We start from the raw sequence: 12436 nt of genomic DNA on the forward strand, positions 1-12436 counted from the left end.
TGGCCAGGAACGGTGCTGCCGGGTCGTTGCCGGTGTTGTTGTCGCAAACGCCGGTCTGGACGTTGAAGAAGGATGCGTAGGCGAAGCTGCTGACGATTGCAGCTGCATCCACATAGTAGATCGTGCCATCGGTCGGGAAGACCTCTCCTGGTCTGGCTGCGCCGATCGTTCGAGGGCGCGCAGTCGCCATTCATCGAGTTGCAGCAATCCGAAGTGACTGAAACCGGTGATCTGGACGAGAACACTTCTGGCAAGAGTCCGGATGCCAGGCCTTCCGCGCGTCTGCGCTGAGTGCCAGTGGTAATGCCATGAAGCAGTGCTTATACTTCCGGTGCCGCGATCTGGCATTGCGAGAAAGCAGGAAGTGATGACATCCGACCGGACGTCGACCTACGTTCAGCATATCCACCTGCTGCGTGGCGTCACGATTGCCTGGATCGTCGCCACTCACGCCACCGCGTTCCCGTTAGCAGTCAGTTCGATCGCCGGGCAGTCGTTCCCGGTCACGGCGGCGATCCAGAACCTGCTGTTCTATCAGTCCACGGTGATGTTCGCGCTGATCTCCGGCCTGCTCTATTCGTTGGTGCTGGCCCGGAAGCCGATTGGTGAGTTCTACCGCGCCAAGGCACTGAACGTGCTCGTACCCTATCTAGTGGTCTCTATTCCCTATGCTCTACTGGGGTTGTCGCTGGTCGAGGGGGTGCAATGGGCGGCGCACCCGACCGAGTTTCTGTACCGCTACGCGGTAGGCGTGCCGACGGGAACGACCATGCCCGTATTGTGGTACATCCCGGTCATCCTGATCCTGTTCCTGCTCACGCCGCCGGCCGCCGCGGTGCTGCACTCGCGTTTCGGGACCCCGTTCTTCGCGGCGGTCATGCTGCTTCCGCTGTTCTTCCCACGCGTATGGCCCGAGTTTTCCTTCAATAACGTCGCACACTTCGGCGCACCCTACCTGTTCGGGGTGTGGCTGGGTTCAGCGTACGACGCGCGGTCGCGCATTCTGGCGCGCGGTTTCTGGGTGTTCGTCCTGACGGCACTGCTCATTTCGATATGGGCGATCGGCGACCCGGCCGGCCTTCTGCCGGACATTCCGGACCAATGGCGTACTCAGGTCTTTTACGCGCAGAAGATGAGCCTCGCCGTGCTGGTCATCCTGATGTTCCGTCGGCTCGAGCACTGGCGCTGCCGGCCGCTGGAACGGCTCGGCGACGATGCCTTCGCGATCTATTTCCTGCACATGTTTCCGGTGTTCGGCTATGGCATTCCGCTGGTCGCCCGCGGCGCCACCCTGACTCCGTTGGAGATCGCGTTGCACGGCGCATTGCTTTTCGTCGCGGCACTGGCCCTGTCGTTGCTGATGATCACCGCGATCCGCAAGATGGCCGGACCTCGTTCCCGCTTGCTGGTCGGGAGCTGAGCTGGTTCACGCGCGCCCTGAGAGGCAGATTCCGGTCACTGAGACGGACTCCGGGCAGCCATCGCCTTCCTGAACTCCCTGTCGCCGCCGCGGCGGGAATTCAGTCGGTCTTGCCGACGACGATCGTAGAGGCAGTCGGGTCGGCGTGTTCGAATTCGAAGCCTTCCAGACCGGCACCCGCGCCGTCGCCCAGGCCGTGGCCGCCTGCGACGGCTTCACCCTGGCCGGCGGCGGCGACACCATTGCCGCCATCGAAAAATTCCACGTCGCCGACAGTTGTCAAGCGACACCTGCCTTTACGCATTACCGCGACACCTACTTTTATGCACCTCGGGGTGGATGTCCAGCCGTTCGGCCGATTCGTGGTCAGGCCTGCCGGCCTCCCAGCGTCTGTTCGAGGTGAAACATCTGGAGGATGGCCAGAGACCGGCCTCTGACGACCCGGATTTCTGGAATGTCTGGACCAACGAAGAACCTCGCCCTATCGATTGGGAGAAAATCAACAGTGATTGGGCAGGATCTGAAGCGGAAGCTGATGATGATTCTCCGCAGGAAGGCGGGGATGCTTAATGGGAAAAAGGGGGTCAGGTCTTGTTTCTTGCATCAACTCTTGAAATGCAAGAAACAAGACCTGACCCCAAGTCATATTGTTTCTTTCATCAACTCTTGAAATGCAAGAAACAAGACCTGACCCCAAGCCATAAGAATGCCTTGAATCGAATCCGCTGAGTACGATAAAGTCGTGATGCAGGTGGGCGATCCTGGTTTGAGTGGTGGAGGTCTTATGGGTAATTGTCAGATTCTGACATGTTGTTTCATCTTCCTTGGCTTGTCGTCATCGTCGTTGGGTTCCTCGGAGCCGTTGCAGGATGTCTTCACGCAGGCAGAGGCGCAGCTCTGGAAGGATGCGACAAAGACCTGCGCTGAGGCCCTGCTGGAGTCTGAAGCTCTGAATGCGCCGCAGTTGTTGGCTGCTTCAGAGACCTGCTCGGATGAGGAAGACCGTGCCTTTCTCGCGGTCGCCGGACAGATTAGAAGCGGCGCGGATAGTCAGGCGTTCAAGCCGCTCGGCGATCTGGACGAGCTGGTCATTGCTGCCCTCGTGATGGCTCAAGCAGTGGCTTATGGGAATTCTCCAACTCTGCAACTTTTGCGAGATCCGTCATTTTTGCAGCGGCTTACAGCAAGGATCAATGTGTGGGTGCCTCGATTGGCGCCCGACTATCGCCCGGGGTGGGAGTTTCGCAACGACATCGATCCCGCCGATTACGAGATGCTGATTGGGTTGAATCGTACTGAAATGCTGTTGGCGATTGCGGAACAGTCCGAGATTGTTCAGGACGACGAATACTTTGCGGCGTATGTCGAGGCCGAGGAGATCATGGAGCGAAACGGAGGTTCGCTTGTGCCGGACGATCCGGACTATGATCGCTACGTTGAATTGAGCGACATCATCGCGCGCGTTGCCACCCGCATTCGAGATCAAGCGCCATCTCGGCCCGTTGATATGGCGATCAACGAGCTTGTTCTGAGGCCGGATCGATCGGATACCTTCCGCCAGATCTATTCCGGCATGAGAGGGGTCGACAAGTCCGTGGCGGATACGTTCGAGTCAGCGGAAGCCGTTCATGGCTCCTGGCTCGCTACATCGGTTTCAGAAGACGAGCTCGCGGATCTGATCGATCTGGTTGATTTTGGCTCCGAGATTCTCGTCGCGATTTCCTCCGGTCGGCGTCAGAACGCGACCGGGAATATTCATATTGTGGACGTTTCCTACAATGGCTTGCTCCAGATCTGGTCGGTAACGGGGCGCGTCGGCGTGCATGAGGATGGATGCGGATTCGGCGAGGATCAACAGTTTCCGTTCGCCCTGGCCGTAGCTCCGCGGCCTGATGGCCAGGTAGTGAGTTCAGGCTACTCGATATCGAATTATGCAGATCTCTGCTGGAACGCCGGCGACTGAGCGCGATGATCTTGGCCACAACCTGAACGCCCCCTGTAGAACGAATGACGGGGAAATTGCTGGACACCAACTATCAGCGTTCCTGGACAGCCTCCGTCGAAGTTCGCAATATCAATCACCGATCGGCCATCTCGAATGGGAAAAAGGGGGTCAGGTCTTGTTTCTTGCATCAACTCTTGAAATGCAAGAAACAAGACCTGAGCCCAAGTCACTATCGATTGGGAGAAAATCACCAGTGATTGGGCAGGATCTGAAGCGGAAGCTGATGATGATTCTCCGCAGGAAGGCGGGGATGCTTAATGAATCAGAAATTGCCGACGCTCAAATTGCTCCACACATTCTTCTGGCAGATCGACCGCACCCTGTACGGCAGAAAACGTTACTAGGAATTCGAGGCTTTTCTGACGTGGCTTGGGTAGGTGGTGGACACCCACTCTGAGTTCGCCACGCGCTGGCTCTGGACCGAAAATAACGAACGGCCTAATATGGCTCTCGGAGGCTTGACCTCGAAACAGAAGTTGGCCACTGTGGCCTGAACTCTACTTTTGCGTTCCGCCAGAAGTGGGGGTCTTGCCAAACGTTCTCGATTGAACCAGTAGCGCGAGCTTGCTTATGCACGATTCAACCCGACCGCAGCCCACACAATCGTCCAGTCGGCCCGTCCATCACGTTCTCGTGCGCCAGCGACTCCTTGCGTTGGCCATTTCGGCCTTGATGGCAGGCGGTATGCTGGCTGACAGGGCGGCTGCGCAGGATTTTCCAGCCACCATCCCGCTGAGCACGCTGGATGGCTCTATCGGCTTCCGGATTGATGGTGTGGCGTCATTTGACCGATCCGGCGAGGCGGTCAGCTCCGCCGGCGACGTCAACGGCGACGGTGTCGATGACCTGCTGATCGGGGCATGGCTTGCCGATTCGAACGGAATCAATTCCGGCAGCAGCTACGTGGTGTTCGGCCGGACCACGGGATTTGAGCCAGTGCTGGCCCTGGGCAGCCTGGACGGCACGACCGGGTTCCGGCTCGATGGTGCGTCGGCGGGCGACACATCCGGCATCGCGGTCAGCGCCGCAGGCGATGTCAACGGCGACGGCGTCGACGATCTGCTGATCGGGGCACCAACTTCCGACCCGAACGGAATCAATTCCGGCAGCAGTTACGTGGTGTTTGGCCGGACCACGGGGTTCGATCCGACGCTGGCCTTGAGCAGCCTGGACGGCACGACCGGCTTCCGGCTCGATGGTGCGTCGGCGGGCGACGAATCCGGCAGCGCGGTCAGCGCCGCAGGCGATGTCAACGGCGACGGCGTCGACGATCTGCTGATCGGAGCGCCGTTTGCCGATCCGAGCGGCAGCGTTTCCGGCAGCAGTTACGTGGTGTTCGGCCGGATCACGGGATTTGATCCAGTGCTGGCCCTGAGCAGCCTGGACGGCACGACCGGGTTCCGGCTCGATGGTGCGTCGGCGGGCGACACATCCGGCATCGCGGTCAGCGCCGCAGGCGATGTCAACGGCGACGCCGTCGACGATCTGCTGATCGGCGCATACGGCGAGGGTCCGAATGGAAGCAATTCCGGTACCAGTTACGTGGTGTTCGGCCGGACCACGGGGTTCGATCCGACGCTGGCCCTGAGCAGCCTGGACGGCACGACTGGCTTCCGGCTCGACAGCGTGGCGTCGGCCGACGGATCCGGCCGCGCGGTCAGCGCCGCCGGCGATATCAACGGCGACGGTGTCGATGACCTGCTGATCGGGGCATGGCTTGCCGATTCGAACGGAATCGATTCCGGCAGCAGCTACGTGGTGTTCGGCCGGACCACGGGGTTCGATCCAACGCTGGCCCTGAGCAGCCTGGACGGCACGACCGGCTTCCGGCTCGACGGCGTGGCGTCGGCCGACGGATCCGGCCGCGCGGTCAGCGCCGCCGGCGATATCAACGGCGACGGTGTCGACGATCTGCTGATCGGCGCATACGGCGCGGATCCGAATGGAAGCGATTCCGGCAGCAGTTACGTGGTGTTCGGCCGGACCACGGGGTTCGATCCGACGCTGGCCCTGAGCAGCCTGGACGGCACGACCGGCTTTCGGCTCGATGGTGCGTCGGCGGGCAACGAATCCGGCATCGCGGTCAGCGCCGCAGGCGATGTCAACGGCGACGGCGTCGACGATCTGCTGATCGGAGCGCCGTTTGCCGATCCGAACGGCAGCGTTTCCGGCAGCAGCTACGTGGTGTTTGGCGGGAATGACGGGCCGGGAACGGGCCGAATCGAAGTGCGTGCAGACCAGGCATTGGCCGATTTCGGTGGGGTGCAGCTTGGTGGCTCGGATAACTTCACAATCACCTTGAGCAATGTCGGTCGCGGTATCGTGATTCTGGAGTCGCTGTCCGTTGAGGGCTCGAACCGGTTCAGCCTTGCCAACGATCAATGCAGCGGTCAGCCGCTGGGCACGTTGGTTGGCGTCAACGATGAATGCACCTTCGACGTGACCGTTCAGCTCGATCAGCCCGGCCTGTTCACCGGCCAGGTCATCGCGCCGTATAACTCGACCATTGCGCCTGAAATCGTACTGCTGCGCGCTTTCGTGGACGGCGTGTTTGTCGACGGCTTCGAGGAATAAACGGCCAACAGCTTGCACCGAATGTCGGGATGAGAGCACCCGGACATCCGCGCTTCTGTCCAGGAACAAGGACGATTTTGAAGCGATCCACTACGCCAGCAAGAGACTCAGGTGTCTGTGGCCCTCGTCCCCGGCTTGATCCTCTGATGCAGGAACGAAATCCCCACCAGCGCCAGCCCCAGGCCCATGAACGAGGCCACTCTTAGCAGGCCGTCCAGGTCGGAGAGGTCGATCAGGAAGATCTTCAGGATCACGACCGCGAGCATCGCCAGGCCACCGCGGTAGAGGTTCTGCCATTGGCGTACGCCGGCCAGCAGCATGGCGGCGACGGCCATGACCAGCCAGACGATCGAATAGGTGTACAGCTCGCCCGACGAGGTGCCGGTCTGGAGCGAGACGGTCCCTTGCCAGAGATGGCGGACCTGGAAGGAGACGAAGAGGAAGCTCGCGATCCCCACGAACAGCGCCGCGAGTTTTCTTGCGCGGCTTCCTGCGTGTCCGTAGTAGCGGGCATACAGCGCTCCGAACACGATCGGCAGGCCCAGTGCCAGCGTCAGCAGGTTGAATACCGGCTGTTCGCCGATGGCCGTGACCGCCCAGGGTTCGCTGTTCGCGAGGTTGATCAGGATGCCCAGGTAGTTCAGCAGCCCGAAGGCGAGCAACAAGATCGAATAGCCGTGATACCAGCGCGCCAGTTCACCGCTGATGCGTGCTCGGTAGTGGTAGACCAGGTTCAGGGCGCCGGCGAGGCCGATGTACAGGGTGGCCTCGGAGAAGCTGTAGTCGGCGAAGAACGCGCGGCCGTCGTGCAGCAGGTATCGGGCCTCGGCCCAGACGGTCAGCACGAACAGGTGCAGGCTGGCGACTTCGGTCCACTCGCGCAGCTTCGGGTAGCCGGCCAGCTGGCGGCTGGCCAGCCAGCACAGCAATGTCGAACCGCCGTAGGTCCAGAGCGGCCAGTGCCAGGTAGCGGGGTAGTCGACCAGCCAGGGGTTCGCGGTCAGGCGCACGACGACCAGCAGGACGACCAGTTTCAACAGCCAGCCGAGGGCGCGGACGTCGAAGCGCTGGATCAGCCAGGCCAGCGACAGCACCTGCGCGGCCAGGGCCAGGGTCAGGGTGGCGGCCTCGAAGGCAACGGCCACGGCAATCGCGTAGCCGAAGTGCCCGGCGATGAAGTGCCAGATGCCGATCCACTGCCCGTGGTGCTGGTCGGTGGTCTGCTTGTTGACGCGGTTCGAGGCGATGACGGCAATGGCCATCTGGACCGCGGCGACGCCGGCGAACAGCAGCGTCCAGTAGAGTGTGCTGGTGATCGGGCTGGCCGTCAGGTACGCGGTCAGGAGGCACAGCGTCGGCGTCATGGCCAGTAACGAGGCCCACCAGGCGCGTTGTCGGCCGTAGCGGTCGCCCCAGAACGCGGCCAGCAGGTAGAGGAGGCCCAGGCAGGCCAGCGAGAAGAGCAAGCCGGACGGATCCGTCAGCGGCTCGTTCAGCCCGCGCATGTCCACGAGTCGGCCGATGTCCGCGTTCGGGAACGATGCATACAGCACGCCGATGCAGGCCAGGCTGCCCAGCAGCAGCATCCAGACCAGGGCCAGTAGGCGCGGCTGGCCCAGGCTGACGAACAGCAGCAGGGCGGGCAGGGCGAGGAAGGTTGGCCAATGGCCCACCCAGCCGCTGTGCAGCACGGAAACGAGTTGCGCGCCCACGATGCCGAGGAGGGCGATGGGCAGGCCTTGTTCCCAGACCGCGGATGGGGGGTGGTCCTCGTCGGTCCCGTCGCGGGATGGGTCGTTGGAGCGGCCGCGCGCCGGACCCAGCAGCCAGACCTCCCCCGGGTGCGCCTGCGCCAGTCGCCAGTTGCCCGAACAGACCGCCATCAGCAGGTAGGCCAGTACCGCGAGGTAGAGCCCGCGGAAGCCGTCGACCTGGGTGCCGGTCAGCGACAGGTACCACCAGCCCAGCGCACCGAGCACGGCGCCCCACCACAGCCAGCCGATGCGCACCACTCGCGCCAGCAGCAGCACGGAGCCGGTGATGATCAGGGCGTAGACCAACGCGGCGAACAGCTTGCCGCTGCCCGTGGAGACCAGGATCGGCACGGCGTAGGCACCGAGCATGCCGATGATCGCCAGCAGCGGGCCGTGGGACACGGCCAGCCACATCGTGGCCAGGGCGACCAGGGCGAGCACGACGAACACCAGCGTCGGGCTGAACATCTGGTAGGAATGCAGCGCGGCCAGCAGCGTCGCGAACAGCGTGATGCTGCCGCCGCCGGCCATGGCCGCCAGGGCAGGGTGGCTGCCGCTCTTCTTCAGCAGCCATGCGGCACCGGCATGGAGCGCAACGCCGGTGCCTAGCCCCAATGCAATGCGCGCGCCCGGCCCGAGCAGTCCCTGCTCGATGGCGTACCGGGCCAGGAAGATGCCGGCCAGCGCGATCGAGAGCCCGCCCAGCCAGGCCATCCAGTTGCGCTGCAGCGCGCGCAGGAACGGCCAGGGGTCGAAGACGAGCGAAGAGGTGGGCGGAGCCGGTGGTGCAGGGGCTGACGGACGGGTGCTCGAGGCCGCTGGATCGGTTTCGCGGGTGGGTTCGACCTTCGGCGATCGGGTGGTCGGCTGTTCCGTGTCCGCTGCCGTGCTGTCCGACGCCATCGTGGCCGGTCGCGCGGGTGCGGGTTCGGCCGGCCGGGACGGCGGGGGCGCGGCAGTTGGGGTTGCCCGTCGGAGCTCGGGCGGCTCAACCGGCTCGGCGTCGCCGTCTCGTTCCTTCGGCCGCTGCTGCGCCAGAAACGCCACGCGGTCCTTGAGATCCTGAACCTCCCGCTTCAGCGCGTTCGTCCTGGCGAAGGCAACCAGGCCAAGGATGCCGCCCAGGACCAACAGCAGGCAGCCGAGCAGGAACAGCGCGACCACGGATTCCATGCGGTGTCATTCCCCGAGATCAGGCTGAGACCATGGCCCAGGGCTCGAACCTTGTCAATCGGCCGGCGGGCGTCGATGCCGGCGAAAGCGTTGCGGTTCGGTACGGGCCGATTCGCCCACACTTGCCCTTGGTGATCAGTGGGCTGGGGTCACGTCTTGTTTCTTGCATCAGTTAAACAACCTGAACATGCAGGAACAAAGTGGACACCCACCCTTCAAGAACCGGCGCGCGAACCGCGACGCGATCCTTCCCGTTTTCTGCGTGTTTATTCCGTCCCAGAAACGACAACGCCACCCGATCGGATGGCGCTGAACGGTCTAGCGTCGGTGGTCCATCAGTTGCGTTGGAATTCGACCGCCAACGGAATGCCCAACGAGTATCCGGTCACCGCAGGATTGTTGGCCAGGAACGGTGCTGCCGGGTCGTTGCCGGTGTTGTTGTCGCAAACGCCGGTCTGGACGTTGAAGAAGGATGCGTAGGCGAAGCTGCTGACGGTTGCAGCTGCATCCACATAGTAGATCGTGCCATCGGTCTGGAAGACTTCTCCCGGTCTGGCCGCCCGGGGGAAGTTGTCGGCGTAGGCGCGGACGGTGCCGGCGCAATTGGCGTTCTGATACAGCAGAAAGACAGGCTCGAGTTCGCCGTCGAGCTCCTCGAACAGGTAATTCTGGTTCGTGAGGAAGGCCAGTCCGTCACCGGTGAAACCCACGTAGGCGAGGTCCCTGCTCGGGTCGTCGATCGAAACGCCGTTGACCAGCACGTCGAATTTCATTCCTGGGCCCGCGGGCCCGGTCGGTCCGGTGGGGCCGGGAACACCCTGAGGGCCGGTGGGTCCCGTGGCGCCGGCGGCGCCGGTCGGACCGATCGGTCCGGGAAAGCCTTGCGGTCCGGTCGGGCCGGTCGCGCCGATCGGTCCTGGTGGGCCGGCGGGTCCCGGGGGACCGGCATCGCCCTGCGGCCCGGTCGGGCCGGGTGCACCGGTCGCGCCGATCGGTCCCGTCGCGCCGATCGGTCCCGTGGGTCCGGGAACGCCTTGTGCGCCGGTCGGGCCGGGTGCACCGGTGGCACCGATCGGTCCGGTCGGGCCGGTCGCACCCTGCGGTCCTGTCGCGCCGACGGGACCGATCGGTCCTTGCGGGCCCGTCGCGCCCGTTGCACCGATCGGGCCCGTGGGTCCGGTGGCGCCTGCCGGCCCGGAAGGGCCGGTGGCGCCCTGCGGTCCGGCGGGTCCCGTCGGACCGATGGCGGCGGTCGGTGTGCAGGGGCCGAGCGTCCCGGTGCCGGCTTCGAAGCAGAGCACGGTGGTCTGTTCCGTATCGCCGGAAATGCCCGGCAGCACCAGCGTGCCGTCGTCATTGACCTGCAGGTGGATGGCGTTGCCGGCCGCATCCTGCACTTCCACGGTGCCGCCCGGAGGTGCCTGGATCACGACGTTCTGGGCGGTGGCCGGCTGGGCCAGCAGGATGGTGCCGATGGCGGCTGCCAGCGGCGTCAGTCGAATGATTCTGGACATGGGTCTTCCTTAGCTTTTTTTGTTGTTCGATCGTTCAGAGGACGCGGGCACGACCGACGCGCGCGATGGCCACCATCATGAGCATCATGAGCAGCAGGCCCGGGATCGAGAGCGCGGGGATGGGCAGCGGGTCGAAGGAGCCGAAGCCGAACCAGCCCACGGCATTGCCGCTGCCGCCCTGGTTGGTCCCATCGGGCGCCAGGGGCTCGCCCGTGGCATAGACATTGGAAACGCCGACGAAGTCGATGTTCTGACTGCCGCCGGCCTGCAATACCAATTCGGCGATCTGCGGCGGGTTGCTGCTCTCGATCTGTACCGGTTGTCCCGGGGCGCCGAGAATCGTCAGGGCATCGATCACTTGCTGGACCGATCCGCTCTGCAGCACGAAGCGCCCGCCGGCGGGACTGAGCAGGCTCAGGCCGAAGAAGATCGAGTCGCCGACCATCTGCGCGCTGCCGCCGACCGAGTCGAAGAGGGTGACCTGGCCGGTCTGGGCGATGAACGAACCATTGTTGATCCAATCGCCGAGCACGAGAAGCGATCCTGTCCCGCCGTCCAGGCCGCCGGTGATGACGACATTGCCGGCATCGGAAACATCGCCGTCCTGCAGGTTGAATTGGCCATCGACGATCAGGTCGCCGCCCGCAAGGTCGAGCAGGCCGTTGCCCAGCGAAATCGATCCCCCGCTGTCGATCGTGATCGAGGCAAACGTCGTTGTCGCGTGGCTGAGCAAGACGAGCAGGGTCAGCCTGACCAGAACGGATCGCACGTGAATGCCCCTTGTAGGAAGAACACCAGGACGACAGAATACTTCACCTCTGCTGCCCCTCACAAGTTGATTCTCGGTGATCAGAGCACCCATGCCCGAAATCTGCCTGGTGATGATCGTCCGCGACGAGGCGCATGTGATCGAGCGCTCCCTGCGCTCGGTGATGCCGCTGATCGGACGCTGGTGCATCGTCGATACGGGCTCTACGGACCGGACGCCTACGATCATCGAAGCCGCCCTGGCGGGTCTGCCCGGCGCGCTCCATCACCGGCCCTGGATCGACTTCGGCCATAACCGCAGCGAGGCGATGCGCCTGGCGCGAGGCCAGGGGGACTGGCTGCTGCTGATCGATGCCGACGAGGAGCTGGTCATCGATCCGCCCTTCGTTCTTCCGGAGTCCGACGGTGTCGATGCCTGGCAGATTCTGCAGCGCCCCGGTAACACGGCCACCGAATTCCATCTGCCTCGTCTGCTGCGTGCCGACCGGCCCTGGCGCTTCGAAGGGGTGCTGCACGAATACCTGGCCTGCGATGTGCCGTTCCGGCAATCGACCCTCGAAGGGCTTTCCCAGATCGGCCATTTCGATAGCGCGCGCAATCGCCAGCCCCAACGCCAGAAGTATCTGAAGGATGCCGACGTGCTGAAGAAGGCCCTGGAGCGCGAGCCCGATCACTCGCGCTACCAGTTCTACCTGGCGCAGAGCCTGCGCGACGCCGGCGAGATCGAAGCGGCCATCGATGCCTATCGTCGCCGTTCGGAGATGCAGGGTTGGGACGAAGAGCGATTCTGCGCCCTGCTCGAGCTGGCACGATTGCTCGAGCGGCAATCGGTTGCGCATGCATCCGCCGGGCATGCATCGGTCATCAGCGCCTACCTGGACGCCTGGAACGCTCGACCCACGCGGGCGGAGCCGCTGGTCGAACTGGCCCGGATCCATCGGCAGCGAGAAGAGCATGCATTGGCCCAACTCTATGCCGAGCGAGCCGCTGCTCTGCCGCGTCCAGCGGACCTTCTGTTCGTCGACGCCAGTGTCTATCGCTGGCGCGCGAAGGACGAGCTGTCCGTGGCCAGCTACTGGACCGGACAGGCCGGTCTCGCAGCCCGTCTCGCCCGCGAGCTGCTCGAGGGCGAGGCGCTGCCCGCCAGCGAGCGCGAACGAGTGGCTGCAAATCTTCGCTTCTTCGATGCGGACGCTGGATCCGGTTGAACGCCAGATTCAGCAACCCG

The 12436-nt window shown here is 63.7% G+C and carries 8 protein-coding genes and 1 pseudogene; 6 read left to right on the plus strand and 3 right to left on the minus strand.

All coding sequences use genetic code 11. The annotated features are described in order from the left end of the window. The first annotated feature begins 367 nt into the window (after positions 1–367). From HFP89_RS14915 to HFP89_RS14935, 5 genes and pseudogenes are all read left to right on the plus strand, one after another. Complete coding sequence (locus HFP89_RS14915) at positions 368–1420, plus strand: acyltransferase (protein ID WP_240956449.1); 1053 nt, start codon at positions 368–370, stop codon at positions 1418–1420. Between the two features lie 139 nt (positions 1421–1559). Then, positions 1560–1694: pseudogene (gene pgk / locus HFP89_RS16115) on the plus strand (phosphoglycerate kinase); the annotation flags it as partial. 468 nt (positions 1695–2162) lie between these two features. Beyond that, positions 2163–3383, plus strand: a complete 1221-nt coding sequence (locus HFP89_RS14925; RefSeq protein ID WP_168718471.1) for a hypothetical protein — start codon at positions 2163–2165, stop codon at positions 3381–3383. Beyond that, entirely contained in the window at positions 3352–3822 is a 471-nt protein-coding gene (locus HFP89_RS14930; protein ID WP_168718472.1) for a hypothetical protein, read from the plus strand. Before HFP89_RS14925 ends, HFP89_RS14930 begins: the two co-directional genes overlap by 32 nt. Positions 3823–4199: 377 nt before the next feature. After that, positions 4200–5999: an integrin alpha gene (locus HFP89_RS14935; protein WP_206212401.1), complete on the plus strand. Its 1800-nt coding sequence runs from the start codon at positions 4200–4202 to the stop codon at positions 5997–5999. A gap of 107 nt (positions 6000–6106) precedes the next feature. Here HFP89_RS14935 and HFP89_RS14940 read toward each other — a convergent pair whose 3' ends face one another. The 3 genes from HFP89_RS14940 to HFP89_RS14950 form a co-directional block, all read right to left on the minus strand. Continuing rightward, positions 6107–8926 carry a DUF2339 domain-containing protein gene (locus tag HFP89_RS14940; protein WP_168718474.1) on the minus strand — a complete coding sequence of 940 codons (2820 nt, stop codon included), beginning with the start codon at positions 8924–8926 and terminating at the stop codon, positions 6107–6109. Between the two features lie 335 nt (positions 8927–9261). Beyond that, positions 9262–10440: a hypothetical protein gene (locus HFP89_RS16245; protein WP_168718475.1), complete on the minus strand. Its 1179-nt coding sequence runs from the start codon at positions 10438–10440 to the stop codon at positions 9262–9264. 34 nt (positions 10441–10474) lie between these two features. Beyond that, a complete protein-coding gene (locus tag HFP89_RS14950; protein ID WP_168718476.1) occupies positions 10475–11209 on the minus strand; it encodes a hypothetical protein in 735 nt (244 codons plus the stop codon). 91 nt (positions 11210–11300) lie between these two features. Here HFP89_RS14950 and HFP89_RS14955 point away from each other — a divergent pair, with 91 nt between their 5' ends. Next, a complete protein-coding gene (locus HFP89_RS14955) occupies positions 11301–12416 on the plus strand; it encodes a glycosyltransferase (RefSeq protein WP_168718477.1) in 1116 nt (371 codons plus the stop codon). Positions 12417–12436: the final 20 nt, after the last annotated feature.

This window comes from Wenzhouxiangella sp. XN79A (assembly GCF_012272825.1).
Classification (GTDB): Bacteria; Pseudomonadota; Gammaproteobacteria; order Xanthomonadales; family Wenzhouxiangellaceae.

Coding starts and splice junctions, on each gene's coding strand:
- HFP89_RS14915 (WP_240956449.1), top strand. CDS start 368: ATGACATCCGACCGGACGTCGACCTACGTTCAGCATATCCACCTGCTG.
- HFP89_RS14930 (WP_168718472.1), top strand. CDS start 3,352: ATGCAGATCTCTGCTGGAACGCCGGCGACTGAGCGCGATGATCTTGGC.
- HFP89_RS14940 (WP_168718474.1), bottom strand. CDS start 8,926: ATGGAATCCGTGGTCGCGCTGTTCCTGCTCGGCTGCCTGCTGTTGGTC.
- HFP89_RS16245 (WP_168718475.1), bottom strand. CDS start 10,440: ATGTCCAGAATCATTCGACTGACGCCGCTGGCAGCCGCCATCGGCACC.
- HFP89_RS14955 (WP_168718477.1), top strand. CDS start 11,301: ATGCCCGAAATCTGCCTGGTGATGATCGTCCGCGACGAGGCGCATGTG.